The sequence below is a fragment of the Rhodopila sp. genome, assembly GCF_035548095.1.
Taxonomy (GTDB): Bacteria; Pseudomonadota; Alphaproteobacteria; order Acetobacterales; family Acetobacteraceae; genus Rhodopila.
Map to the genome: position 1 here is coordinate 199,894 of NZ_DASZUV010000005.1, position 24,572 is coordinate 224,465.

The window sequence follows — 24,572 nt, forward strand, 5'->3', positions numbered from 1 at the left end:
TGATTCAACGGCGCGATTCACGCCTTCCAACCGCCGGCTTCAGGCGATCGCACCCTGGCACGGCACATCACGCGGGAGGCATGCCGCCCCCGCGTGCGTCCCCCGGACCCGGGGACCGCGCCTCCGCCCTTGGGCGGCCAGAGGCAGGGCGGTGGTGACCCATATGGCCATCACGCCGGAATGGCGCATTGTCCTGGCGACTCTGTCTTGGCCATACGAGCATGGGCAAGAGCAGGACGAGCCGCCTGTCGCCGGGTGCGCGCGTGCGGGGATCATTCCCGGTACAGCAATGTTCCATCCCGTGAACCGGCCAGGCTTCGAGCAGCTTCGTCCCGGTCCATCCTCGGCGCGCGGTTGCGGCCCCGGCGGGAGCCTGTATGGTCCGCGCCGTACTGACCAGGGGAGGTCCAGACCATGCGCCCATCCGGCCGCGCCGCCGACGCGCTGCGCGACGTATCCATCACCACCGGCTTCGCGCGCCACGCCGAGGGATCGGTCCTGATCCGCATGGGCAACACCGAGGTGCTGTGCGCCGCCAGCGTCGAGCAGCGGGTGCCGCCCTTCCTGCGCAACACCGGCCTGGGCTGGGTCACCGCCGAGTACGGCATGCTGCCGCGCGCCACGCACACGCGCGGCGACCGTGAGGCCGCGCGCGGCAAGCAATCCGGCCGCACGCAGGAAATCCAGCGCCTGATCGGCCGCTCCCTGCGCGCGGTCGTGGACCGCGGGGGAATGGGCGAGATGCAGATCACGCTCGACTGCGACGTGCTGAACGCCGATGGCGGCACGCGCTGCGCCGCCATCACCGGGTCCTGGGTCGCGCTGTCGCTCGCCTTCCGCCACCTGGTGAAGATGAACGTGCTGAAGACGATCCCGCTGACCGGCCAGGTCGCCGCGGTGTCCTGCGGCATCTTCAACGGCTCACCGGTGCTGGACCTGGATTATGACGAGGACTCCGCGGCCGATGCCGACGCCAATTTCGTGCTGACCGGCAGCGGCGGCATCGTCGAGATCCAGGGCACCGCCGAGAAGGCGCCGTTCTCCGAGGCGCAGTTCCATGAACTGATGGCGCTCGCCCGCCAGGGGACGGAGCAGTTGTTCGAGATCCAGCGCCAGGCGCTGGAAAGCTGCCGGGCGCTGGAAGGCTGATGGCGCGCAGGCTGCGGCGCGGCGAGACCCTTGTCCTCGCCAGCCACAATCCCGGCAAGCTGCGGGAGATCGAGGCGCTGCTGCGGCCGCACGGCATCGGGGTGGTGTCGGCCGGTGCGCTGGGCCTGCCCGAACCCGAGGAGAACGCCCCCGATTTCACCGGCAATGCGCGGATCAAGGCGCTGGCGGCGGCGACCGCCAGCGGCAAGGCTGCGTTGTCGGACGATTCCGGCTTCTGCGTCGCCGCGCTGGGCGGTGCGCCCGGCGTGCTGTCGGCGCGCTGGGCCGGTCCGTCGAAGGATTTCGCCGCCGCGATGCGGCTGGTGCATGAGCGGGTCGGCGACAACCCCGACCGCCGCGCGTGGTTCATCGCCGCGCTGTGCCTCGCCTGGCCGGATGGTCATACGGAAACCTTCGTCGGGCGGATCGACGGCACGCTGGCCTGGCCGCCGCGCGGCGACAAGGGCTTCGGCTACGACCCGATCTTCGTGCCGGCACAGGCGGCGGAGACGTTCGGCGAGATGGAGCCCGACACCAAACACGCGGTCAGCCACCGAGCCAGGGCGTTCGCCCAGCTCATCGCCGCGTGCTTCGCGTGATCGGCTTCCGGCTGCCGGCTCCATCCGATAGCCTGGGCGGCGATGCGGGCCGCGTGCTTTTCCGCGGCCCGAACGCCGCATCGGCGCCGCTGCCGGCCCCCGCCGGCGGCGCAACAAGCGACCGTGGCGGCGAATCGGCCGGCCCGGCGACAGGGTGGCCGCAAGCTGGCCTCAGAACAGGAGGAATTTGATGTCGTCACCTCAACCGTCTCCCGCGTGGCCGGAGGCGCTGTATGATCTGTTGCGTGCCAACAACGTCACCCAGTTCGCCTATGTGCCGGATGCCGGTCACAAGGTGCTGATCGACCGCTCGCTGGCGGACGACGAGGTGCACTCGGTCCCGCTGACGACGGAAGAGGAAGGCGTCGCCATGTGCGCCGGCGCCGATCTGGGCGGGTCGCGGGCGGTGCTGCTGATGCAGTCCTCCGGCGTCGGCAACGTCATCAACATGCTGTCGCTGACCGCGGGGGGGAAGTTCCCGCTGCTGACGCTGGTGTCCATGCGTGGGGAGTTCGGCGAGGGCAATCCCTGGCAGTTCCCGATGGGCCAGGCGGTGGAGCCGGTGCTGAAGGCGATGGGCGTGATCGTGCTGCGCGCCGAACGGCCGGACGACGTCGTCCCGACCGTCACGGCGGCCATGACCATGGCCTATCAGTGCGGCAACCAGGTCGCCGTGCTGCTGACCCAGCGCCTGATCGGCGCCAAGAAGTTTTAAGGGGACGCGCGATGGCCAAGCTGAACAAGCTGCAGACCGCGACGCTGCCCGACGCGGTGCTGGATCGCCGGCAGGCCGTGCCGGCGCTGATCGAAAACCCGGGGGACTTCCTGATGGTCGCCGGCCTGGCCGGCACTGCGTGGGAGCTGTCCGCCCTGACGCAGGAATCCCCCAGCCTGTTCGGGCTGGGCGGCGCCATGGGCGCGGCGCCGATGATGGGCCTCGGCCTGGCGCTGGCACAGCCGAAGCGGCGGGTCCTGGTCGCCACCGGCGACGGTGAGCTGCTGATGAATGTCGGCGCGCTGGCGACGATCGCGCTGCAGAATCCGCCGAACCTGACGATCATCTGCGTCGATAACGGTCACTATGGGGAGACCGGCAACCAGGACAGCCATACCGGCCTGGGCGTCAGGCTGGACGTGATCGCCGCCGGGTCGGGCTTCCCGATCGTGCACGTGATCAACACCGAGGCCGACATGGCCGAGGGCCGCCGGCTGCTGCGTGAGGGCAATGGGCTGGCCTTCATCCTGCTGCGGGTCAAGGAAGGACCGGCGACCCATACCGGCAAGAAGAACCTGGTGCCGCATATCGAGCGGGACCGGTTCCGGAAGCACCTGCTTGGATGATCCGTTCGCCTTGCTGCGCCTCCAGATCGAGTGGGGCGCGGATGAGGCTCTGGACACCGATCCGCTGGACCGGCTGCGGGCGGTGGACCCGTCGCCCGCGTCCCCGCGTTCCGCCCCGTCTTCCGCTCTGCCGCCCGCTGGGCCGCCCGCTGGGGCGCCAGGTGGAGCGCCAGATGGAGCGCCAGGCGGGGGTGGGCCGCGGACCGTCCCGCCTGCCGCCGATCGGCCGGCGCCGACAGGCACGGCGGCGACAGGCACGGCGGCGACAGGCACGGCGGCCGAACGCGCGCTGGCGGCGGCGAGCCAGGCCGACACGCCGGAAGCCCTGCGTGCCGCGATCGCCGCCTTCGACGGGTGCGCGCTGCGGGACACCGCCAGCCACCTGGTGTGGTCCGAGGGTCCGGCCGACAGCGCGGTCCTGATCGTGGGCGAGGCGCCGGGCCGCGAGGAGGACCGCACCGGCCACCCGTTCGCCGGCGCCGACGGGGCGCTGCTGGACCAGATGCTGGGCAGCATCGGCCTGGACCGGACGCAGGTGATGCTGACGCCGATGCTGCCCTGGCGCCCACCCGGGGAGCGTCCCCCCAGCGCGGCGGAGCTGGCGATCTGCCTGCCCTTCCTGCAGCGTTTGATCGCGCTGCAGCAACCCCGGCATCTGGTCCTGTTCGGCACGGCACCGGCCAAGGCCCTGCTGACGGCGGTGCCGCGGCGCCGTGCGGCGTCTGCCTGGACTGAATATCACATGGCAGAATTGCAAAAAACGATACCCACTTTGCTCCTTCCCGGGCTTGCGGAGCAGCGGAAGAGCCCGGCAGTCGGCCGATTCGCCTGGGCCGGGCTACGTTTGCTGCGTCGCGCCCTGGACGCGGCCTGACATTTTTGTGATCGGCGCTTTGCCACGAAATCCGGCGGATTGATCTGTTTTTTGGACAAGTCTCATGTACAAGGGTTGCGTCTCATGGTCGTGGAGGCTAGCGAGGCGGCATGCGAGGGATCGGTCACACGTTCTCCCGCCTTCCTCAGGTCCGGGCTCTGGTGGCCGGGGCCGCGATCATCGCCGGCTCGTTCGTATCGGCCGCGCACGGACAGACGTCCGGATCGGGAAGCGGAACAGGGACACAGGGTACGGATGGCGGTCGCGGTGAGGAAACCGCGATGGTCATGCCGCACTTTTCGCGCACCGGCTCTGCCGTTGCATTACCAAAACCATTATCGCCAAGCGACGCAGTCGCGGTTCGGCGCATCTTCTCATTGCAGCACAGCAATCATATACCGGATGCCGTGCGCGCGACCGATGCGCTGTCGAATCCGCTTTTGAAGGGATCGATCCTGGCCGACCGCTTTCTGGGTCGTTACTATCGATCCACGGTTTCGGATTTGACCGACTGGCTGTCAACGTATTCCGACCTCGCGGATGCGCCCCAGATCCACGCCTTGTTGCTTTCGAAACTACCAAGGGGTTCGGCGGCACCCCCGGCACCCGAGGTCGTATCGCTGTCGCCGCTGGTGAGGCCCGCCCCCGCCGACGATCCGGATACGGATCAAACAGACCCGCTGGCGGGCGTGACGCTCAGCCGTTCCGTTACCGATCTGGCCTGCCAGGGACGCACCGCGCAGGCGATGCGGCGTGTCCAGACGAAAGGCCTGGCGCCCGCCACGGCGGCAAAGATGCAGGCGCAACTGGCGCAGGTGCTGTTCACCTGCAACGATGACGCGGCGGCGCTGAATGTCGCGCAGAATGCCCTGATGGCGACGCCGGACGCCGATCAGAACGGCCTGCTGTGGTATATGGGCGGCCTGGCCGCCTGGCGGCTGAACATGCGCGACGTGGCGCTGATCATGTTCCAGGGCGGCGCCGAGGCATCGATCAACACGCCCTATCTGCGCGCCGCCAACGCCTTCTGGGCGTCCCGCGCCTGGCGTGCCCGCGGCGATGCCAGGCAGACCTTGTACTGGCTGCAACACGCCGCGGAGGAACGCTCGACATTCCATGGCCTGATCGCCCGCCGCGTGCTGCGCATGGATATCGGCCTGGTGCCCGGCGGCGACCTGCTGACCCAGGGCGATATCGACGCGGTCGGCGCCACCCCGGCCGGACAACGCGCCTTCGCACTGCTCCAGGTCGACGAGGACGACAAGGCCGAGGCGGAGCTGCGCACGCTATGGCCGGACATCCAGCGAAATCCGGTGTTCGGACGGTCGGTCCTGCTGGTCGCCTCCGCGGGCGGGCTGACCGACTTCGCGGCCCAGCTCGCCAGCCTGCTGCAAGGCTCGGACGGGCGTTTGGACACGCTGCGGTATCCGTTGCCGCGGCTGCAGCCGACCGGCGGCTTCCGCGTCGACAAGGCGCTGGTCTACGCGCTGGCGCGCGCGGAATCGAACTTCGACCCCGCCGCCGTCTCTCCGGCCGGCGCGCGCGGGCTGATGCAGATCATGCCGGCCACCGCCAGCTACCTGGCCGGGGGCGCCGCCCACCGGCTACACGAGCCCGGGGTGAACCTGGATATCGGCCAGCGCTATGTCCGCTACCTGGCCGGCCTGGGCGGCATCGGCAACGACCTGATCCGCGTGCTGGCCAGCTACAACAGCGGTCCGGGCACGTTCCAGCGCTGGGCGGCCACGGTGCGCGACAAGGGCGATCCTTTGCTGTTCATCGAGGCGATCCCGATCACGGAAACCCGCAATTTCGTTCCCGAGGTGCTGGCCGCGACCTGGATCTACGCCGCCCGGATGCATGAGCCGATCCCCAGCCTGGACAGCCTGGCCGAGGACGAATTCCCGGCGTTCAACACGCCGCCGCGCGGAGACCTGATGTCGGCCTCGGCCACGGTCCATTAACGGCCGGGGCGGAAGCAGGTAGACTGTGCGCCAGCTGATCCCGCAGTCGGAGAGTGTTCGATGGCCCGTCTGGACGAAAGCCGCCCCTTCATCCCGGTGAACATCGCCGTGCTGACCGTCTCGGACACGCGCACCGCCGCCAATGACACGTCGGGGGATGCGCTGGCGGAGCGGATCGTGAAGGCCGGCCACCATGTCGCCGACCGGATGATCGAAAAGGACGATGCCGGCGCCATCGAAACAGTGCTGCGCAAATGGATCGCCGATCCGCAGATCGACGTCGTGATCACCACCGGCGGCACCGGCATCACCGGCCGCGATGTGACTCCCGAGGCGTTCGACCGGGTGATGGAGAAGCGGATCGAAGGTTTCGGTGAGCTGTTCCGCATGCTGAGCTTTCAGAAGATCGGCACCTCCACGATGCAGTCGCGTGCCATTGGCGGCGTGGCGGGCGGCACCTACCTGTTCGCGCTGCCCGGCAGCACGGGCGCGGTGAAGGACGGGTGGGACGACATCCTGGTCTGGCAGCTGGACAACCGCCACCGGCCCTGCAACCTGGTGGAGCTGATGCCGCGGCTGCAGGAGCACCTGACGAAGGCGGCGGAGTAGCGGCGCCGACAGGCCCCACCGCGGCTTCCTTCGGCCGGGCTCCGGCTTCGGTCACGATCGATCAACGGCTGGCGATCACGCGGCTGGCGATCACGCGTCTGGCGATCACGCGTCTGGCGATCACGCGTCTAGGGCGACCAGGCGCGCCATCCTGACGCTCGCGCGCCGGCATCCGCCGTCCGTGCATGACGACAGCCAGCCGATACCGACGCGGCGGGGGATGGCTCTTCCGCCGGCCCCCTCGACAGGGACCCAAGGGCCGCGGCGCCACCCGCCTTGCATAACGCCGACCCGCCTCTAAACTTATCCTCAAGCCCAGGAACCAGCCGGGTCGGGAGGATGCATGGCCGGACACGCGCCATGGGATCAGCAGCAGGCAGCGACGATCATCGCCGATCATGCGGGGATGGACGGTGCCACGCTGCCCATCCTGCACGCCCTGCAGGACCGGTTCGGCTACATCCATGAGGAGGCGGTCCCGCTGATCGCTGCGGCGCTGAACCTCAGCCGAGCGGAGGTGCATGGGGTCGTCTCCTTCTATCATGAGTTCCGCCGCACCCCGCCGGGCCGGCATGTCCTGAAGCTCTGCCGCGCCGAGGCCTGCCAGTCGGTCGGTGGCGCCGCCGTCGCCGACGCGGCACGCCAGTGCCTCGGCGTCGACTGGCACGGCACCACGGCGGATGGCGAGGTGACGCTGGAACCCGTGTTCTGCCTGGGCCTCTGCGCCAGCGGCCCGGCCGCGCTGCTGGATGGCGACCCTGTCGTGCGCCTGACGCCGGAACGCGTCGCCGACCTGGTCGCTCCGGGGGTGTCCGCATGAGCCGGATCTTCATTCCGCGTGATGCGGTCGCGATCGCCCTGGGTGCGGACCGCGTCGCTGCCCTGCTGTCGCAGTTCGACACCGTCATCCGCACCGGTTCGCGCGGCCTGTTCTGGCTGGAACCGATGATCGAGGTGGAAACGCCCGCGGGCCGCATCGCCTATGGCCCGGTGCGGCCGGAGGACGTCGCGAACCTGATCGCCGACGGCCTTCTGGACGGCACCGCCCGGCACCTGCGCCTTGGCCGGCCGGAGGACATCCCGTTCCTGGCGCGCCAGCAGCGCCTGACCTTCGGTCGGTGCGGCGTCGTCGATCCGTTCTCGCTGGACGATTTCCGCCGCCACGGCGGCCTCGCGGGGTTGGAGACGGCGCGGCGGATCGGGCCGGCGGCAACGGCTCGGGCGGTGCTCGAGTCCGGCTTGCGCGGACGCGGCGGCGCCGGCTTTCCCACCGGCATCAAGTGGCAGACCGTGGCGGCTGCCCGGGCCGACCGCAAGTACATCGTCTGCAATGGCGATGAGGGCGATTCCGGCACCTTCGCCGACCGCATGCTGATGGAAGGCGATCCGTTCAGCCTGATCGAGGGCATGGCGATCGCCGGCTTCGCCGTCGGCGCGTCGAAGGGCTATGTCTACACGCGGTCCGAATACCCGCACGCGATCGCCGCCTTCGACAAGGCGCTGGCCGTCGCGCGCGACGCCGGCATCCTGGGCGGGGATTTCGACATCGAGCAGCGGGTCGGCGCCGGCGCCTATATCTGCGGCGAGGAGACCTCCATGCTGGAAAGCCTGGAGGGCAAGCGCGGCCAGGTGCGGGCGAAACCGCCGCTGCCGGCGCATCAGGGGCTGTTCGGCCGGCCGACGGTCATCAACAACCTGCTGACCCTGGCCACGGTGCCGGTGATCCTGCGGGACGGCGCCGAGGCCTATCGTCACTACGGCATGGGCCGGTCGCGCGGCACGATGCCGATCCAGCTCGCCGGCAACATCCGCCATGGCGGACTGTTCGAGACGGCATTCGGCATCACCCTGAATGAGCTGGTCAATGAGATCGGCGGCGGCACCCTGTCGGGCCGGCCGGTGCGCGCGGTGCAGGTCGGCGGCCCGCTGGGCGCCTATTTCCCCCCTGCCCTGTTCGACACGCCGATGGACTACGAGGCCTTCGCCCAGCGCGACGGGCTGCTGGGCCATGGCGGCATCGTGGTGTTCGACGACACCGTGGACCTCGCCCATCAGGCGCGCTTCGCGATGGAGTTCTGTGCCGCCGAGTCCTGCGGCAAGTGCACCCCGTGCCGCATCGGATCCGTGCGGGGGATGGAGGTGGTGGACCGCATCCTGTCCGGCATCCAGGTGGACGCGAACCTGGAGCTGCTGCGCGACCTTTGCCACACGATGAAGTTCGGCTCGCTCTGCGCCCTGGGCGGGTTCATCCCCTATCCCGTGCTCAGCGCGCTGACCCACTTCCCGGAAGATTTCCGCCCGTCCCGCCGCCTGGCGGCCGAATAGGAGGCGTTCGATGACCCTGTCAGCGGAACTCGACTACGGCACGCCGCCGGTCTCCGTCAGAACGGGCGCCGCCGAGACGATGGTGACGCTGACGATCGACGGGCACGCCGTGACGGTGCCGGAAGGCACCTCCATCATGCGCGCGGCGGCCGAGGCCGGGATCAAGGTGCCGCGCCTGTGCGCCACCGACATGTTGAACAGCTTCGGCAGTTGCCGCCTGTGTCTGGTGGAGATCGAGGGACGCGGCGGCACACCCGCCTCCTGCACCACGCCGGTCGCGGCGGACATGAAGGTCCACACCGTGTCGGACAATCTGCGCCGGCTGCGGCTTGGGGTGATGGAGCTGTACATCTCCGACCATCCGCTGGACTGCCTGACCTGCGCCGCCAACGGCAATTGCGAGTTGCAGGATGCGGCCGGCGAGGTGGGGCTGCGGCAGGTGCGCTACGGCTATGACGGAGCGAACCACCTGGCCGACCCGATCGACACGTCCAACCCGTATTTCCAGTACGACCCGGCGAAATGCATCGTCTGCTCCCGCTGCGTGCGCGCCTGTGAGGAGGTACAGGGCACCTTCGCGCTGACGGTGGACGGACGCGGCTTCGCCTCCCGCATCGCCGCCGGCATGAACGAGGATTTCCTGGGCAGCGAATGCGTCTCCTGCGGCGCCTGCGTCCAGGCCTGCCCGACCGCGACCTTGATCGAGAAATCCGTCGTTGCGCTGGGCCAGGCCGAGCACAGCGTCGTCACCACCTGCGCCTATTGCGGCGTCGGCTGCAACTTCAAGGCAGAGATGCGCGGCGACACCGTGGTGCGCATGGTGCCGTGGAAGGAGGGCAAGGCCAATCACGGCCATTCCTGCGTCAAGGGACGCTTCGCCTGGGGCTATGCCACCCACCCCGACCGCATCCTGACACCGATGCTGCGCGAGAGGATCACCGATCCCTGGCGCGAGGTGACGTGGGACGAGGCGATCGCCCATGTCGCCACCGGCTTCCGCCGCATCCAGCAACAGGCCGGGAAGGACGCAATCGGCGTCATCACCTCCTCCCGCTGCACCAACGAGGAAACCTATCTGGTGCAGAAGCTGGCCCGCGCGGTGTTCGGCAACAACAACACCGACACCTGCGCGCGGGTCTGCCACTCGCCCACCGGTTACGGGCTGAAGACCACCTTCGGCACCTCGGCCGGGACGCAGGATTTCGACAGTGTCGAGCAGGCCGATGTCGTGCTGGTGATCGGCGCCAATCCGACCGACGGGCACCCGGTGTTCGCGTCGCGGCTGAAGAAGCGGCTGCGCCAGGGGGCGAAACTGATCGTCATCGATCCGCGCCGGATCGACCTGGTGCGCACGCCGCACGTTCAGGCGGCCTATCACCTGCCGCTGCGACCCGGCACCAACGTGGCGATGCTGACCGCGCTGGCGCATGTGATCGTCACCGAGGGGCTGGTGGATCGCGCCTTCGTGGAAGCGCGCTGCGATCTGGATGCCTTCGACGCCTGGGCGGACTTCGTCGCCGCCGACCGCCACAGCCCGGAAGCGACGGAGGCCGTCACCGGCGTCCCCGCCGCCGATGTCAGGGCCGCCGCTCGGCTTTACGCCACCGGCGGGAACGGGGCGATCTATTACGGGCTGGGTGTCACCGAACACAGCCAGGGCAGCACGGCGGTGATGGCCATCGCCAACCTGGCGATGGCCACCGGCAATGTCGGCCGGCCCGGCGTCGGGGTGAACCCGCTGCGCGGACAGAACAACGTGCAAGGAAGCTGCGACATGGGCAGCTTCCCGCACGAGCTGCCGGGCTATCGCCATATCGCCGAAGACAAGGTGCGCGCGATCTATGAAACGGAATGGGGTGTGACGCTGGATCCGGAACCCGGCCTGCGCATCCCGAACATGGTCGACGCCGCGCTGGATGGCAGCTTCCGCGGCATCTACATCCAGGGCGAGGACATCGCGCAGTCCGACCCTGATACAAGGCACATCATCGCCGGGTTGAAGGCGATGGAGCTGGTGGTCGTGCAGGACCTGTTCCTGAACGAAACGGCCAACTACGCGCATGTGCTGCTGCCGGGCTCGACCTTCCTGGAAAAGGACGGCACCTTCATCAACGCCGAACGCCGCATCAACCTGGTGCGCAAGGTGATGGCACCGCGCGCGGGGATGGCCGACTGGGAAGTGACCCAGGCGATCGCCAACGCCATGGGCTATCCGATGCACTATACCCATCCGTCGGAAATCATGGCGGAGATCGCCCGCACCACGCCCAGCTTCGCCGGCGTCACCTACGACAAGCTGGAACGCGAAGCCGTGCAATGGCCATGCAATGACGCCGCGCCGGACGGCACGCCGATCATGCACGCCAATGGCTTCGTCCGCGGCAAGGGCAAGTTCATCATCACCGAATACGTGCCGACCGACGAAAAGGTGGGCCCGCGCTACCCGCTGCTGCTGACCACCGGGCGCATCCTGTCGCAATACAATGTCGGCGCGCAGACACGCCGCACCGGCAATGTCGCCTGGCACCCCGAGGACGTGCTGGAAATCCACCCGCACGACGCCGAGGAACGCGGCATCGGTGAAGGCGACACCGTGCGCCTGCGCTCGCGCACCGGGGAGACGACGCTGCATGCCCATATCACTGACCGCGTGGCACCGGGCGTCGTCTACACGACGTTCCACCATCCGGGGACGCAGGCGAACGTGGTGACCTCGGATTATTCCGACTGGGCCACAAACTGTCCGGAATACAAGGTCACCGCCGTGCAGGTGTCGCCGACCAATGGTCCGTCGGAGTGGCAGGTCGCCTACCGGGCGGAGGCCGCGGCCAGCCGCCGGATCGAGCCGGTGGAGCCGGCCGAATGACCACGGCCGCCTCAGCCGGGGCACGCAGCGGGGCCGGCGCACCCGGAAGCGGCCGACGTGCCTGATCGCTCCCAACCTGGTCGCCCCACACCTGATCGCCTCGTGCCCAATGGCGATATACCCAATGGCGATATACCTGGTCGCGCCGCCGTCCCGGCCGCTCGCGTGGCATGGCGTGGCGATCACCCGTCCGCGGGGGAACGGCTGGTCGCGGCGGAAACACCGATCGCGCTGACCTATGGCCGGGCCACCCACGCCGTCATGCTGGCGACCCCCGCCGATCTGGAGGACTTCGCCGTCGGCTTCAGCCTGGCCGAGGGGATCATTGCGCGCCCGCATGACATCGCGACGCTGGACATCGTCGCCTTGCCGGATGGCATCGAGTGCCGGATGGACCTGGGCGCTGCCCGGCTGGATGCGCTGACGCGGCGGCACCGCCACATGGCGGGCCCCAGCGGTTGCGGGCTGTGCGGGCTGGACAGCCTGGTCGCCGCGATGCGCCCGCCGCCGCCGGTGCCGATGGGCCGCCGGTTCACGCCGGCGATGATCCGCGATGCGATGCAGGCGATGCAGCGGGCGCAAGGCCTCAATGATGCCACCCGCGCCGTTCATGCGGCGGCTTTCTGGACCCCCGAGTCCGGCCTGGTGGCGGTGCGGGAGGATGTCGGCCGGCACAACGCGCTGGACAAGTTGTGCGGCGCGTTGGCCAGGGCCGCCATCGACGGTGCGGCGGGGATGGTGCTGCTGTCCAGCCGGGTGTCGGTAGAAATGGTGCAGAAGACCGCCATCGCCGGCGTTCCAGTGCTGGCGGCGATCTCCGCTCCCACCTCGCTTGCGATCCGCACCGCCGATGCCGCCGGCATCACCCTTGCCGGGATCGCCCGGTCGGATGGCTGCGAGGTTTTCTCGCATCCGGATCGCATCGCGGTTTCCTCGGCGGCGAGCCGTCCATGCGCCGGCGCCACGGCCCGGCCGTTTCATTCCACCGGCGACGACGGGCTGGCCCCGGCGGCCCCAGCCCCGACAGCCCCAGCCCCGACAGCCCCAGCCTCGGCGGCCCCAGCCTCGGCGGCCCCTGTCCCGACGGCCCCTGCCCCAACAGGTCCTGCGCCGGCAACCGCCGGCACCGGCAGGGACGGACCAGGATCGGCGGCCAGCGCCGCGGCCGCCTCCACCCCGTCCGCCACAGTCCTTGCACGACGAGCCCGGCACCATGTCTGACGACAAACTCGCCTATATGGCAAACCAGATCGGCCGCTTCTTCATCACCCAGGACCCTGACACGGCGGCCGACGCCGTTCATGACCATCTGCTGAAATTCTGGGACCCGCGGATGCGGCGCGGCATCGTGACTCAGCTTCAGGCCGGGCAGGCTCATCTGGATCCGCCGGTGCGGCGCGCGGTGGAGCGGCTGGCCCAGGAACAGTCTGTCTGACCATCCGGCCTTGATCCGCGTCCGAATCATCCCGAACCGGTATTGCGGTTCCGTGTCGCATGCGGATCGAGCCAGCCCATCGCGGCATCCGGTTCGCTGTCCGTCGTGGCCAGATAAGGCTTGATGTCCAGCAGCGGCGTGCCGTCGACACAATCCAGGTAGCGGACGAAAAGCTCATTCACGCCGTCGAACCCGTCGAGCACGACCACCGACAGCCCGATCGGATTCGGGCGAAACGGCGCGCGGGTCGAAAACACGCCCCGGGGTTCGGTATCGAAGGGAGGCGTGAAGACAAGCCTTGGCGGCGTCCCGGTGCCCAGCCAGTACAGCAGGATCAGGTGCGAGAACCCCTCCAGGCCGCGCAGGCCGTTCGTGAATTCGGGCAGAACCCTGGCGGTGCAGGTCGGCGCGGGATCGGGCTGGCGGCCATTGCGGGGGCAGTCGGCGATCGTCCGCCAGGGCGTGTGCAGCGTTCCGATCGGACGCAGAACGAAATCCGACGCGGCCGGCCCGGCCTGATCCGGCGCGACGGGCCTGCCGTCGCGCCCGGACGTTCCGGTCATCGGCGGAAATCGGCGCCCTTCCGTTCCACCGTGCGGACCATGCCCTGCCATTCGGCCAGGCCGTACTCCTGGGTCGGGCGTATCTTCTTCATCCGCTCGGCCGCCTTTTTCTGCACATAGTCGTCGATGACCACCGGCGGCTCATCCATCTGGCGGGCAATCAGCTCCAGCTCGCAGGCACGCTCTAGCATATAAAGACGCATGACGGCGCCATGGATGGTCTCACCCAGCGTCAGCAGGCCATGGTTCATCAGCACGACGCAGCTTCCGGTCACGCAGCTTCTGCCCAGCGCGTCGCATTCCTCGACCGTCGCGGGAACGCCGTACTCGTGGTAGACGACGTCGTCGATCACATGCAGCGCATCCTGGCTGATCGGACGGATACCGTTCCGGATCAGCGACACGCCAGCACCGGCGCGCGTATGGGTGTGCAGCACGCAGTTGGCATCGAGGCGCGCCTTGTAGATACCGCTGTGGATGATGAAGCCGGCATTGTTGAACTTGCCGCCGGGCGTCAGGATATTTCCCTCCAGGTCCATCTTGACCAATGAGGAGGCGGTGATCTCGTCGAACGTCTCACCATAGTTGTTGATCAGGAAGTGGTTCGGCTCGCCGGGCACGCGGGCGGACATGTGCGTGTTGATCAGGTCGGTCCAACCCAGATCCATGCAGACATGGTAGACCGCGGCGAGTTCGCAGCGCGTGTGCCATTCGGCTTCCGACATGCCGGACGCTAGTTGCCCAGATGCTAGTTGCCCAGGCGCTCGTTGCAAGGCAGCAGACATCGTCTCGTTCCCCTTCTCGATCCTGGCAGCGAGCCGGTATCGTGGCGCGAATGCGCGGTGGGGGCAAGCCGGGCGCGGCGGCCGCGGACCGGGCCGAGCCCCGCACGGCTTCTGGACGGCACCTGCGTGGACGCGCGATATGGGCGCGGCGCATCGCCCGATCCACGGAACGTTTCGGAAGCAGCCCCGCCAGGTGACACGCGGTGGGATCGCGTCACGAAGAGACGCTCGGCGGGGCCCGCCGCCGCGGGCCGGTCTCGAACCACTAGCCGAACGAACCCGACGACCGCCAACTGGACGACAGCCAGTGGCCAACTGGACGACAGCAGTGGAACGACAGCCAGTGGGACGACGGCCAGCCGGATGCCAGCCGACCGCACCCGCGGCGGCGCCGTGACGCCCGATCTGCGGTGGCGCCTGCCGGGGATCAGTCGATCCCCACGCCGTCCGGTGTAACATCGGCGCCGCCGCGGCGTCTCTGGACGGGATGACGATGATGGAGACGCGGATGCAACACCTCTGGCGAGACCGACGTGGCCGCATGCTCTGGCTGAAGGCCGCGGTGCTGCCCACGCTGTTCGTTCCCGGGCTGCTCACCGCTTTCTGGCTGGCGACCGACCAGCTTGGCGGCCGGCCGGTCATGGCGGCGATCCATGGCACCGGGCTGTGGGCGATCCGATTGGTGCTGATCTCGCTGGCGATCACCCCCTTCGCCAGGGCGTTGGACTGGCCCAACCTGCTGCTGGTGCGCCGGATGGTGGGCGTTGCCGCGGCCTGCTACGCCGGCGCCCACCTGGCGCTTTATGTCGTCGATCAGAACTTCCGGCTGACCACCGTAGCATCCGAGATCGCGGTGCGCTTCTACCTGACGATCGGCTTCGTCGCGCTGCTGGGGCTGATCGCGCTGGCGGCGACCTCCACGGACGCCGCGATGCGCCGGATGCGCCGCAACTGGAAGCGGCTGCACCGGCTGGCCTATCCGATCGGTGCCATCGCGCTGCTGCACTATTTCATCCAGTCGAAGCTGAACGTGTCGGAGCCGGTCTTCGTGGCGGGCCTGTTCCTGTGGCTGATGCTGTGGCGATTGCTCCCCGAGACATGGACGCGCACCCGGTCCATCGCCGCGCTGACGGCGGTGTATGCGGGGCTGGCGATGACCGCCGGGGTGATGACGGCGGCGGTGGAGATCGCTTGGTACGGGCTGGCCACCCGCATCGATCCCTGGCGCGTCGTGACGGCGAACGAAACCCTGGCGCACGGCGTGCGCCCCGCCCATTGGGTGCTGCTGTGCGGCCTGGGGGGGCTTGCCATCGTGACGCTGCGGCACATCCTGCCGCTGCCGCGGCGGCAGAACGTGATCGCGTAGACGCCGGAGACGCTGGCGCCGCCGCGATGGCCGCCGTGGTGATCGCGCTTCCCTGTCGTGCACCCCGGCTGTCCAACGGCGGTCGCCTCGGCTATGGGAACCGGCGTCACAGCCGCACAGGACAGACCCGCCCGATGAGCCGCCAACCGCCCGGCACGCGCGCCGATTACCGCTGGTTCCACCCCATCACGACGCGCTGGATGGACAATGACGTGTTCCAGCACGTCAACAACGTCAACTACTTCTCCTTCTTCGACACGGCGGTGACCTATTTCGAGATGACGGAGAAGGTGGTCGGCCTGCTGGACGGTCCGGTGCACTGCGTGGTGGCCGAGGTCGCGTGCCGCTACCATGCCTCGATCGCCTTCCCCGACCGCGTCACTGTCGGCGTCCGCGTCGCGCGCATCGGCGGATCCTCGGTCCGCTATGAGCTGGCGATCTTCCGCAATGATGAGGATACCGCGTCGGCCGAGGGCCATTTCATCCATGTCTTCGTCCAGCGCGGCCTGCAGAAGCCGGTTCCCATTCCCGACGACGCGCGGGAGAAGCTGGCGCGGATCGCGGCATAGCGCGGATACGAGCGTCGGCGGCGCGCGGTGGCGCTTTCCTGGCTCGGCCTGCCCGTCCACCTGCCGGACCTGGTTCATCACGGCGGCTACGCCGGCGTCTTTCTGATCCTGATGCTGGAAAGCATGGGCCTGCCACTGCCGGGCGAAAGCCTGATGATCGCCGCCGCGCTGTACGCGGCAACGACCGGTCAGCTGGACATCCTTGTGCTGGTGCCGGTCGCCGCGGCAGGGGCGATCCTGGGCGATCAGATCGGCTTCGGGATCGGGCGCTGGATCGGGTTTCCGGCCCTGGCCCGCTGGGGCCGCAAGATCGGGCTGGGACAGGACCGCCTGGATCTGGGCTGGTATCTGTTCCGCCGCTATGGCGGCCCGGTCGTCTTTCTGGGCCGTTTCGTGGCCATCCTGCGCACGCTGGCCGCCCTGCTGGCCGGTGCCAACCGCATGAAATGGCACAGCTTCCTGCTATGGAACGGGCTCGGCGGGTTCTGCTGGGCCGCCGCCTATGGCTTCGGTGCCTATCTGCTGGGCGACACGGCGAGGCACCTGCACGGGCCGATCGGCATCGGCCTGGGGGCGGCGGGCGCGACCGGCCTCGCCACGGCATTCTGGCTGGTGAAGCGGAATGAGCAGCGGCTGCTGGCGGAGGCGCGGCAGGCCATGGCGGCGAATCCGGACCTGGCTGCCTGACCCGGTCGACGGGCCTGGCTGCCCCTCCGCCTGCCCGGTTGGCCTACCGGCTTGACCGGCGCGTTGGCTGGCATGCGCTGGCCGGCACGCATCGGCCGACAGATGGTGGCCGATTGGGGGCGCCGCGCTTGGCACCTGGGGGCGGACGGGCTAAACGCGGTCGATCCGAACGGGTTATGAGAGAGGAACGTCGATGATCAACAAGATCGTCCAGACGATGGTCGCGGCGATGGATGGTATCAAGGACGGCTCCACCGTCCTGCTGGGCGGTTTCGGCGCCGTGGGCCAGCCGAACGCGCTGATCGACGGGCTGATCGAGCAAGGCGCCAAGGATCTCACCGTCGCCTGCAACAACGCCGGCGTCGGCCGCATCGGCCTCGCTCGGCTGATGGACCTGGGGCGGGTGCGCAAGATCATCTGCAGCTTCCCGCGTTCCTCGGACCCGGTGGTGTTCGAGACGCTGTACCGGCAGGGCAAGATCGAGCTGGAAATCGTGCCGCAGGGCACGCTGGCGGAGCGGATGCGCGCGGCGGGTGCCGGTGTGCCGGCCTTCTTCACCGCCACCGGCGTCGGCACCAAGATGGCCGTCGGCAAGGAACACCGGGAAATCGACGGCCGTACTTATATCCTGGAGAAGGCGCTGAAGGGCGATGTCGCGCTGGTCGAGGCGTGGGAAGCCGACCGCTGGGGCAATCTGACCTTCAAGCAGGCCGGCCGGAACTTCAATCCGGTGATGGCGATGGCCTCGAACCTCACCATCGTGCAGACCCAGCATGTCGTCGAGCTGGGGCAGCTGAATCCCGACCACGTGGTGACGCCCGGCATCTTTGTGGACCGGGTACTGCACGTGCCCTACGGTGACCCATCCGGCTTCTGATCAGGAGACGTTGACCATGTCCGCCACTCTCGCCGACTTCAAGCCGTTCACCCGCCAGCAGATGGCGCAGAACGCCGCCGCCGACATTCCGGAAGGCTGGTACGTCAATCTGGGCATCGGCATCCCGACGCTGATCGCCGACTATGTGCCGATGGACCGGGAAGTGATCTTCCACTCCGAGAACGGCGTGCTGGGCATGGGTCCGGCGCCCGAGAAGGACAAGATCGAGCCCTGGCTGATCAATGCCGGCAAGCAATACGTGACGCTGCGTCCAGGCGGCAGCTTCTGCCACCATGCCGACAGCTTCGCGATGATCCGCGGCCACCATCTGGACCTGTGCGTGCTGGGCGCGTTCCAGGTGGCGGACAACGGCGACATTGCCAACTGGGCGACCAGTGAGAACGACACCGCTCCGGCGGTGGGCGGCGCGATGGACCTTGCGGCGGGCGCCAAGCGTCTGTGGGTGCTGATGGAGCACACCACGAAGGATGGCCAGCCGAAGCTGGTCAACACGTGCACCTATCCGCTGACGGCACCCGGCGCGGTGAAACGCGTCTACACCAACCTGGCCACGATCGATGTCACCGATCGCGGCTTCGTCGTCCGTGCCATGGCACCCGGCCTGTCGTTCGAGGATCTGCAGGCACGGACGGAGGCGAAGCTGCACCAGGGCTGATCCGCCGGGCGCGTCCGAGCGGCCGGCGTTCGCGTCGCTCAGGCCGCGTGGTTTGGGTCATGCGATTGGGGGCCGCGTGCTGCCGGCGCGAATCGGTCGGCGGATGACCGAACTGGTTGACGCCCATCGGCCGCGCCCGTATAAGCCGCCCCTCTCAGCCGGGCGCCCGCGGGCGCGCCGGCTGGCTGTACATGCTATACCCCGCCGGCTTCCCCCCGGCTCGCAGGTTTCCGGAGTTCTTGCTGTGAAGCGCACCTATCAGCCGTCCAAACTCGTCCGCAAGCGCCGGCACGGGTTCCGCGCCCGCATGGCGACCGTTGGCGGCCGCAAGGTTCTGTCCGCCCGCCGCGCCAAGGGCCGCAAGCGCCTGTCCGCCTGACGGCGGGTCGGGGCCGCTGGTATGCGGACCATGCCAGCAGGGACGCCGGCACCTTTCAAGTCAATCGAGCCGGCCCCGTCATTCGAACCGGCCGCGCCGAGTGAGCGGCCCGAGCCTCTTCGGACGGCGCGTGCCGTGCGAAAGCGCAACCGATTGACACAGCGCGCGGAATTCCTGCGCGCCGCCAGCGCCGGCCGGAAGGCGGCGGTCGGCGGCGTCGTGCTGCAGGCGCTGGGCCGTGATGACACGGGGCCACTCCGGCTGGGTTTCACCGTGACCAGGAAGGTCGGCAACGCGGTGGTACGCAACCGCACGCGCCGGCGGTTGAAGGAGGCGGCCCGTCTCGTTCTGCGCGATCTGCCGCTGCGCGGCTTCGATCTGGTGCTGATCGGCCGTGACAGCACGCGGCGGCGGGATTTCACGGCTCTCCAAAATGACATCAAACGGGCGCTGGACAGGACCGGAGTGATATGACACCTGCTGCCGCCGTCGGCATCGGGGCGGTACGTGTCTATCAATGGACCGTCCGACCCATTATCGGCCCGCATTGCCGCTTCTGGCCAAGCTGCAGCGAGTACGCGGTCGAGGCGCTTCAGCGTCACGGCGCGGTCAAGGGATCGGCGATGGCGGCGAGGCGGATATTGCGCTGCAACCCCTGGCATGAGGGCGGATATGACCCCGTGCCGGGAACCGACACATTGCCTCTGGTCGATGCTCCAGCGGACGATCGTGTGAGGGACGGCGGGCTGCAGGACGGGCAAACGGGGCACTGATGGATCAGAAGCGGTTGTTTACGGCGATCGTGGTTTCGCTCGCCATTCTGATGGGGTTCCAGTACCTGGTGGCCCCGCATCTGCCCAAGCCGCCTCCGCCGGCGCCGGCGCAAGTCGCGGCCAACGACGCCGCCAGGCCGAGCGACGCCGCGAGCACGTCCGGCGCGCATGCCGGGCCGGCGGAGCAGGCCACGCAGGCCGCGCCGGCGAATGTTCCGCGGGTAAAGATCAACGCCCCGCGCGTCGCCGGCTCGATCAGCCTGCTGGGCGCCCGCATCGATGACGTGACGCTGACCCAGTATCGCGAGACCCTGGCGCCCGATTCGCCGGATGTCCGCCTGTTGAGCCCGCTCTCCACCGACACGCCATACTTCGTGCAATACGGCTGGACGCCGCCGCCCGGCGAGACGGTCAAGGTGCCGGACAACAACACGCTGTGGACCGCGTCGGCCGACACGCTTGGACCCGGCAAGCCGGTGACCTTGTCCTGGGACAACGGTGCCGGCCTGACCTTCCTGATCACGCTGAGCATCGACGAAGAATACATGTTCAACGTGCGGCAATCCGTGAAGAACGCCACCGACAAGCCGGTGTCCCTGTACCCCTGGGCGCGCATCCGCCGCGACTACAAGCCCGAGGTCGCCGGCTACTACGTGCTGTTCGAAGGATTGCTGGGGGTCGCCAACAACCGGTTGGAGCAACTCACCTACGACCACACGAAGACCGAGGCCGAGAAGCGCAATGGCGTCGCGTTCGAGGCGACCTCCACCGGTGGCTGGGCCGGCATCACCGACAAATACTGGCTGACCGCCCTGGTGCCGGATGAGCAGCAACCGGCCAAGGTATTCTTCCGCCACATCGACAATCACGGTGACCATTATCAGGTCGACTACGTGACCTCGGACCCGAAGGTGGTTCCGGCCGGCGGTGAGGCGGAGCACGTGACGCACGTGTTCACCGGCGCCAAGGTCGTGTCCATCCTGTCGGCCTATGAGCGGAACCTGAACATTCCGATGTTCGATTACGCCGTCGATTGGGGATGGTTCTGGTTCCTGACGCGCCCGATCTTCCTGGCGTTGGACTACCTGAACAAGATGTTCGGCAATTTCGGCGTGGCGATCCTGGTATTCACCGTCTTCGTAAAGGCCCTGTTCTTCCCGCTGGCCAACTACTCCTACCGCTCCATGAGCAAGATGAAGCTGCTGGCGCCGAAGATGCAGGCGTTGCGGGAGCGGTTCAAGGACGAGCCGCAACGGATGCAGCAGGAGATCATGGGCCTGTACCGCGCCGAGAAGGTCAATCCCGCCTCCGGCTGCCTGCCGCTGATCGTGCAGATCCCGGTGTTCTTCTCTCTGTACAAGGTGATCTTCGTCACCATCGAGATGCGGCACGCGCCGTTCTTCGGCTGGATTCGTGACCTGTCGGCCCCGGATCCCACGAACCTGTTCAACCTGTTCGGCCTGATCCCGTTCAACCCGGCGCATTACATCCCGCTGCTGGCGCTCGGCGCCTGGCCGCTGATCATGGGCGTGACCATGTTCGTGCAGCAGAAGATGAACCCGCCCCCGCCGGACCCGGTGCAGGCCAGGATGTTCCAGTTCATGCCGGTGATCTTCACCTTCATGATGGCGCATTTCCCGGCCGGGCTGATCATCTACTGGAGCTGGAACAACACCCTGTCGGTGGCGCAACAATGGCTGATCCAGCGCAAGACCAGGCTGGCGAAGCCCTCGCTGGCGCGCACCTGACGACGATGGCCGGGCGATGACCGGCATCGACGGCCAGTCGCCCGTCCCTCCCCCGACCGAGGCGGAGCTGGAGGCGGGCCGCCTGCTGTTCGCCCGCCCCTGCCAGTTCGTCCACGGGGCGCAGACGCTGGCGCAACTGCCGCCCGTCGCGGGGCCGGAGATCGCCTTCGCCGGCCGGTCCAATGTCGGCAAATCCTCGCTGCTGAACGCGCTGACCGGCCATAAGGGCCTGGCCCGGGCATCATCGGAACCAGGGCGGACCCGGCAGCTCAATTTCTTCGACCTGGGGGGAACCGTCACCCTGGTCGACATGCCGGGTTACGGGTATGCGCGCGCGTCGAAGGACATCAAGGCCGACTGGCAGGGCATGATGTTCGACTACCTGCGCGGCCGCCCGTCCCTGCAACGCGTTTTCCTGCTGCTGGACAGCCGGATCGAACTGAAACAATCCGACCGCGACGTGATGGACCTGCTGGACCGGGCCGCGGTCACCTTCCAGATCGTCCTCACCAAGTCGGACGGGTTGAAGCCCCCCGCGCGGGCGCGCAAAATAGAAGAAGTCGAACGTCTGGTCCGCTCGCATCCCGCGGCATTCCCGTGTGTGCGGGCCACCAGCAGCGAGACCGGCGACGGCATTCCCGCGCTGCGAGCGGATATCGCGAGGCTTCTTGGATTGGGTGGCGGCGATGGCGAAACGGACGACGCCCAAAGGCGCAACTAGAGCAGGCTCGGCCAATACAGGCTCGGCCAAGACAGGCTCGGCCGATGACGGGGAGATCGACGGGCTTCTGGTCCAGCTGAGCACCGCTCTGCTTGGCGACTATTTCTCCGAACCGGACAATCAATCGGAGTACAAGCGGCGCTACCCCGCCCGGACGTCGCCGGTGCTCCAGGATCCGGGCCTCCTGCGCGACGATCCGCCGATCGCCGAGGAGAAGGTGCGGGCCATTCGCTGGCGGCTGGATGCGCTAACCAGCCGGAACGGCGTGCGGGTAACATTGAAGCACCGCCATTTCTCCGCCGCCGTCGAGGGTATCTGGCAGTTTCAGCAGGAGATCCTTCGCGGGCCGCGCGTCATCGCGCGCACCGGCGCCCCCGCCACCATCCGAAAGGCGGTGGAGGCGGCGCTGGACGACCTTCTGCCGCCCTTCCTGGGGATGTCGGGGGACCTGGAGGCACTGCTGACGGTACTCGACGACATCGATGCCGACGATCCGCTGGCGGCGAATCCGGAGGAGGAGCCGCCTCCCGCCAACGTCGCGGACCGGCAGCAGGTGAAGGAGATCGTCGATCGCCGGGCCCGGCGGCCGAAGGCCGAACTGCCGGCGGCCGACCGGGCCTGGCTGGAAATGACGCCGCAAGTGCTGCCCGTGCTGACCGAAATGACGGTGCGCGCGATGACGGAACCGTCGCCGCATGCCAACCGCATTGCCGCCTGCCTGGACCTGCTGACACGGCAGCTGGAATTCGTCCGCTACCGGCAGGATCGCGGCTGGGGATGGGCCGACCGGATGCTGCTGGACTATCAGCATCGCCTGATCGAGCTGGGACAGGAGGAATTGCTGGACCAGCAGGATTGGTTCGCCATGGCCGCGGCCCTGACGGATGCGCGTGTGCCGGTCTCCGACAACGTGCAGCAGGCATTGGCCGAGGCGGGCATGGCGATTGCCGAACCCGCCCCGCCCGAGGAGTTGCTGGCATCCTTGCGGGCTGTTTCGGCCGAGATGGCCACCCTGGTGGACTCCCCGTTCGAGGTGCTGGAGGCCATGAGCAGCGCCGCGGCGGTCATGCCGGCCGCGCTGCGCTGCTTCATGGCGACCGAATTGTCGCTGTCCCCGCACGCGATGCTGCGCGAGGCCGTGCCAATGATGCTCCTGGACGCCAACACGGCGGTGCGGCGGGCGGCCGGCGCCGCGATGGAGCAGATCGCCGGGGCCGACACCGTGTCGCCGGACTGGCTGCGTCGCGCGATCACCCTGCGGAACTGGATACCGTCGGCCGACCGCTCCAGTGTCGACCGCGCGATTCACAAGGCCCGCCTGGCCGGTGTGCCGATCGGCCTCTGGCCCGGCACGCAGCCCGGCAGCGCCCTGCCGGCGCGGGAGGATATTTCGTTCCATGCCTCCATGGTCGATGGTTCCGGGGCGCAAAGTATCCTGGCCGTCACCCGGACCGGACGCCTGGGCATGGTCGCCGGCGTGCTGTTGAAACATGGCACCGGCATCGCCGACGCCTGGATCGACGTCGAGGCACCGCGCCGAGTCATCAACGGCATGATCAAGGAAATGAAGTCGGCCGTCGTCGGCGATGAGGTGGATCGCGCCTATGTCGACGCCGCGGTCCAGCACGCGATCAGCGCCGGCCTGGCTCGGGGGGAGGTGCCGAACCAGAAGCTGCTGGAAATCGCGGAACACACTGTCAGTCCGGACTGGCGGGACCGTGGGCTGGACGTCGTTCCCGAATGCCAGGCCCTGATGGACGGCCTGGACGCGGCGGACCGGGCTCCGCAGGCACGCGAGGCCGCGTTTCAGCGCCTGACGGCCTGGATGGCGGCGCATGATGTGTCGCGTTCGTGGTTCGAGGATCATCACGATGTGCACCGGGTGCTCGCCGCCATCCCGAAACGTCAGCGGAAGGAAGCGGTGCGCGTCGTTCTGGAAGACGTGCTTCCCGGCCAGCGTCTGGCCTGGGCGGAACGTTTCCTGCTGATCGCGCTTTGGTGCCGGGCGGCGATGTCGGTGGTGCACCGAAGCTGGCTGCGTGACTTCGCCATCCTGGCCCACAGCTTGGCCAGCGGCCAACCGATCGGAGACAACCCGGTGATGCAACGGATCGCCGAACAGACCGTTTTCGCCGCCCGCAGCGGCGGCTGGTAGCGCAACGCGGCGCCGCGGCGGTTCCGGGCGGCCGCGGAAATCCGGGCCGCGGAAATCCGGGCCTTGGCCCGCACGCGGCGGCGCGCGATCATCCGCCGAGCGCGATTGCCA

General features: G+C 68.4%; 25 protein-coding genes. 23 read left to right on the plus strand and 2 right to left on the minus strand.

Annotated elements, in window-relative coordinates; all coding sequences use genetic code 11:
- Positions 1 to 414 precede the first annotated feature (414 nt).
- The 12 genes from rph (at position 415) to VHC04_RS07000 (ending at position 13,162) form a co-directional block, all read left to right on the plus strand.
- Entirely contained in the window at positions 415 to 1,149 is a 735-nt protein-coding gene (rph, locus tag VHC04_RS06945) for a ribonuclease PH (protein ID WP_325679409.1), read from the plus strand.
- Positions 1,149 to 1,748 (plus strand): RdgB/HAM1 family non-canonical purine NTP pyrophosphatase, encoded by a 600-nt coding sequence (gene rdgB / locus VHC04_RS06950; RefSeq protein WP_325679411.1) that lies wholly within the window; start codon positions 1,149 to 1,151, stop codon positions 1,746 to 1,748. Before rph ends, rdgB begins: the two co-directional genes overlap by 1 nt.
- Positions 1,749 to 1,938: 190 nt before the next feature.
- On the plus strand, positions 1,939 to 2,463 hold the full coding sequence (locus tag VHC04_RS06955; RefSeq protein ID WP_325679413.1) for a phosphonopyruvate decarboxylase: 525 nt from the start codon (positions 1,939 to 1,941) through the stop codon (positions 2,461 to 2,463).
- Positions 2,464 to 2,474: 11 nt separating this feature from the next.
- Positions 2,475 to 3,089: a thiamine pyrophosphate-dependent enzyme gene (locus VHC04_RS06960; protein WP_325679415.1), complete on the plus strand. Its 615-nt coding sequence runs from the start codon at positions 2,475 to 2,477 to the stop codon at positions 3,087 to 3,089.
- Entirely contained in the window at positions 3,082 to 3,963 is an 882-nt protein-coding gene (locus VHC04_RS06965; protein WP_325679417.1) for a uracil-DNA glycosylase, read from the plus strand. Before VHC04_RS06960 ends, VHC04_RS06965 begins: the two co-directional genes overlap by 8 nt.
- A gap of 407 nt (positions 3,964 to 4,370) precedes the next feature.
- On the plus strand, positions 4,371 to 5,927 hold the full coding sequence (locus VHC04_RS06970) for a lytic transglycosylase domain-containing protein (RefSeq protein ID WP_325679419.1): 1,557 nt from the start codon (positions 4,371 to 4,373) through the stop codon (positions 5,925 to 5,927).
- Between the two features lie 60 nt (positions 5,928 to 5,987).
- Positions 5,988 to 6,536, plus strand: coding sequence for a molybdenum cofactor biosynthesis protein B (gene moaB, locus VHC04_RS06975; protein WP_325679421.1), 549 nt, complete (start codon positions 5,988 to 5,990; stop codon positions 6,534 to 6,536).
- A 343-nt stretch (positions 6,537 to 6,879) separates the two neighbouring features.
- Positions 6,880 to 7,356, plus strand: a complete 477-nt coding sequence (locus tag VHC04_RS06980) for a formate dehydrogenase subunit gamma (RefSeq protein WP_325679423.1) — start codon at positions 6,880 to 6,882, stop codon at positions 7,354 to 7,356.
- Positions 7,353 to 8,861 carry a formate dehydrogenase beta subunit gene (locus VHC04_RS06985; RefSeq protein WP_325679425.1) on the plus strand — a complete coding sequence of 503 codons (1,509 nt, stop codon included), beginning with the start codon at positions 7,353 to 7,355 and terminating at the stop codon, positions 8,859 to 8,861. Before VHC04_RS06980 ends, VHC04_RS06985 begins: the two co-directional genes overlap by 4 nt.
- A 10-nt stretch (positions 8,862 to 8,871) precedes the next feature.
- A complete protein-coding gene (gene fdhF / locus VHC04_RS06990; protein WP_325679427.1) occupies positions 8,872 to 11,727 on the plus strand; it encodes a formate dehydrogenase subunit alpha in 2,856 nt (951 codons plus the stop codon).
- 165 nt (positions 11,728 to 11,892) lie between these two features.
- Positions 11,893 to 12,948, plus strand: a complete 1,056-nt coding sequence (fdhD, locus tag VHC04_RS06995; protein WP_325679429.1) for a formate dehydrogenase accessory sulfurtransferase FdhD — start codon at positions 11,893 to 11,895, stop codon at positions 12,946 to 12,948.
- Positions 12,941 to 13,162, plus strand: a complete 222-nt coding sequence (locus VHC04_RS07000) for a formate dehydrogenase subunit delta (protein WP_325679431.1) — start codon at positions 12,941 to 12,943, stop codon at positions 13,160 to 13,162. The genes fdhD and VHC04_RS07000 overlap by 8 nt, the downstream gene beginning before the upstream one ends.
- A 26-nt stretch (positions 13,163 to 13,188) precedes the next feature.
- On the opposite strand, the gene tsaA is transcribed toward VHC04_RS07000, so the two are convergent.
- Complete coding sequence (gene tsaA / locus VHC04_RS07005) at positions 13,189 to 13,725, minus strand: tRNA (N6-threonylcarbamoyladenosine(37)-N6)-methyltransferase TrmO (RefSeq protein WP_325679433.1); 537 nt, start codon at positions 13,723 to 13,725, stop codon at positions 13,189 to 13,191.
- Complete coding sequence (locus VHC04_RS07010) at positions 13,722 to 14,450, minus strand: class II aldolase/adducin family protein (protein ID WP_325679435.1); 729 nt, start codon at positions 14,448 to 14,450, stop codon at positions 13,722 to 13,724. The genes tsaA and VHC04_RS07010 overlap by 4 nt, the downstream gene beginning before the upstream one ends.
- A 568-nt stretch (positions 14,451 to 15,018) precedes the next feature.
- On the opposite strand from VHC04_RS07010, the gene VHC04_RS07015 reads away from it, so the two are divergent.
- The 11 genes from VHC04_RS07015 to VHC04_RS07065 all read left to right on the plus strand — a co-directional run bounded on the left by VHC04_RS07015 (position 15,019) and on the right by VHC04_RS07065 (position 24,461).
- Positions 15,019 to 15,876 (plus strand): sulfite oxidase heme-binding subunit YedZ, encoded by an 858-nt coding sequence (locus VHC04_RS07015; RefSeq protein ID WP_325679436.1) that lies wholly within the window; start codon positions 15,019 to 15,021, stop codon positions 15,874 to 15,876.
- 134 nt (positions 15,877 to 16,010) lie between these two features.
- A complete protein-coding gene (locus tag VHC04_RS07020; RefSeq protein ID WP_325679438.1) occupies positions 16,011 to 16,445 on the plus strand; it encodes an acyl-CoA thioesterase in 435 nt (144 codons plus the stop codon).
- Between the two features lie 27 nt (positions 16,446 to 16,472).
- On the plus strand, positions 16,473 to 17,132 hold the full coding sequence (locus VHC04_RS07025) for a DedA family protein (protein ID WP_325679440.1): 660 nt from the start codon (positions 16,473 to 16,475) through the stop codon (positions 17,130 to 17,132).
- Between the two features lie 193 nt (positions 17,133 to 17,325).
- The gene (locus tag VHC04_RS07030; RefSeq protein WP_325679442.1) at positions 17,326 to 18,009 is read left to right on the plus strand and encodes a 3-oxoacid CoA-transferase subunit A; all 684 of its coding nucleotides are present in this window, start codon (positions 17,326 to 17,328) and stop codon (positions 18,007 to 18,009) included.
- Positions 18,010 to 18,025: 16 nt separating this feature from the next.
- On the plus strand, positions 18,026 to 18,685 hold the full coding sequence (locus VHC04_RS07035) for a 3-oxoacid CoA-transferase subunit B (RefSeq protein WP_325679444.1): 660 nt from the start codon (positions 18,026 to 18,028) through the stop codon (positions 18,683 to 18,685).
- A gap of 244 nt (positions 18,686 to 18,929) precedes the next feature.
- A complete protein-coding gene (gene rpmH / locus VHC04_RS07040; RefSeq protein ID WP_325679446.1) occupies positions 18,930 to 19,064 on the plus strand; it encodes a 50S ribosomal protein L34 in 135 nt (44 codons plus the stop codon).
- A 30-nt stretch (positions 19,065 to 19,094) separates the two neighbouring features.
- A complete protein-coding gene (gene rnpA / locus VHC04_RS07045) occupies positions 19,095 to 19,538 on the plus strand; it encodes a ribonuclease P protein component (RefSeq protein ID WP_408903781.1) in 444 nt (147 codons plus the stop codon).
- Positions 19,535 to 19,837 (plus strand): membrane protein insertion efficiency factor YidD, encoded by a 303-nt coding sequence (yidD, locus tag VHC04_RS07050; protein ID WP_325679450.1) that lies wholly within the window; start codon positions 19,535 to 19,537, stop codon positions 19,835 to 19,837. Before rnpA ends, yidD begins: the two co-directional genes overlap by 4 nt.
- Entirely contained in the window at positions 19,837 to 21,585 is a 1,749-nt protein-coding gene (gene yidC, locus VHC04_RS07055) for a membrane protein insertase YidC (protein WP_325679452.1), read from the plus strand. Before yidD ends, yidC begins: the two co-directional genes overlap by 1 nt.
- A 16-nt stretch (positions 21,586 to 21,601) precedes the next feature.
- Entirely contained in the window at positions 21,602 to 22,306 is a 705-nt protein-coding gene (gene yihA, locus VHC04_RS07060) for a ribosome biogenesis GTP-binding protein YihA/YsxC (RefSeq protein WP_325679454.1), read from the plus strand.
- A complete protein-coding gene (locus tag VHC04_RS07065; RefSeq protein ID WP_325679456.1) occupies positions 22,272 to 24,461 on the plus strand; it encodes a hypothetical protein in 2,190 nt (729 codons plus the stop codon). Before yihA ends, VHC04_RS07065 begins: the two co-directional genes overlap by 35 nt.
- Positions 24,462 to 24,572 lie beyond the last annotated feature (111 nt).

Bases quoted from the DNA above. Each gene is read 5' to 3' on its own strand.
- rph (WP_325679409.1), top strand. From the start codon at position 415: ATGCGCCCATCCGGCCGCGCCGCCGACGCGCTGCGCGACGTATCCATC.
- rdgB (WP_325679411.1), top strand. From the start codon at position 1,149: ATGGCGCGCAGGCTGCGGCGCGGCGAGACCCTTGTCCTCGCCAGCCAC.
- VHC04_RS06955 (WP_325679413.1), top strand. From the start codon at position 1,939: ATGTCGTCACCTCAACCGTCTCCCGCGTGGCCGGAGGCGCTGTATGAT.
- VHC04_RS06960 (WP_325679415.1), top strand. From the start codon at position 2,475: ATGGCCAAGCTGAACAAGCTGCAGACCGCGACGCTGCCCGACGCGGTG.
- moaB (WP_325679421.1), top strand. From the start codon at position 5,988: ATGGCCCGTCTGGACGAAAGCCGCCCCTTCATCCCGGTGAACATCGCC.
- VHC04_RS06980 (WP_325679423.1), top strand. From the start codon at position 6,880: ATGGCCGGACACGCGCCATGGGATCAGCAGCAGGCAGCGACGATCATC.
- VHC04_RS06985 (WP_325679425.1), top strand. From the start codon at position 7,353: ATGAGCCGGATCTTCATTCCGCGTGATGCGGTCGCGATCGCCCTGGGT.
- fdhF (WP_325679427.1), top strand. From the start codon at position 8,872: ATGACCCTGTCAGCGGAACTCGACTACGGCACGCCGCCGGTCTCCGTC.
- VHC04_RS07000 (WP_325679431.1), top strand. From the start codon at position 12,941: ATGTCTGACGACAAACTCGCCTATATGGCAAACCAGATCGGCCGCTTC.
- tsaA (WP_325679433.1), bottom strand. From the start codon at position 13,725: ATGACCGGAACGTCCGGGCGCGACGGCAGGCCCGTCGCGCCGGATCAG.
- VHC04_RS07010 (WP_325679435.1), bottom strand. From the start codon at position 14,450: ATGTCGGAAGCCGAATGGCACACGCGCTGCGAACTCGCCGCGGTCTAC.
- VHC04_RS07015 (WP_325679436.1), top strand. From the start codon at position 15,019: ATGCAACACCTCTGGCGAGACCGACGTGGCCGCATGCTCTGGCTGAAG.
- VHC04_RS07020 (WP_325679438.1), top strand. From the start codon at position 16,011: ATGAGCCGCCAACCGCCCGGCACGCGCGCCGATTACCGCTGGTTCCAC.
- VHC04_RS07030 (WP_325679442.1), top strand. From the start codon at position 17,326: ATGATCAACAAGATCGTCCAGACGATGGTCGCGGCGATGGATGGTATC.
- VHC04_RS07035 (WP_325679444.1), top strand. From the start codon at position 18,026: ATGTCCGCCACTCTCGCCGACTTCAAGCCGTTCACCCGCCAGCAGATG.
- rnpA (WP_408903781.1), top strand. From the start codon at position 19,095: ATGCCAGCAGGGACGCCGGCACCTTTCAAGTCAATCGAGCCGGCCCCG.
- yidD (WP_325679450.1), top strand. From the start codon at position 19,535: ATGACACCTGCTGCCGCCGTCGGCATCGGGGCGGTACGTGTCTATCAA.
- yidC (WP_325679452.1), top strand. From the start codon at position 19,837: ATGGATCAGAAGCGGTTGTTTACGGCGATCGTGGTTTCGCTCGCCATT.
- yihA (WP_325679454.1), top strand. From the start codon at position 21,602: ATGACCGGCATCGACGGCCAGTCGCCCGTCCCTCCCCCGACCGAGGCG.
- VHC04_RS07065 (WP_325679456.1), top strand. From the start codon at position 22,272: ATGGCGAAACGGACGACGCCCAAAGGCGCAACTAGAGCAGGCTCGGCC.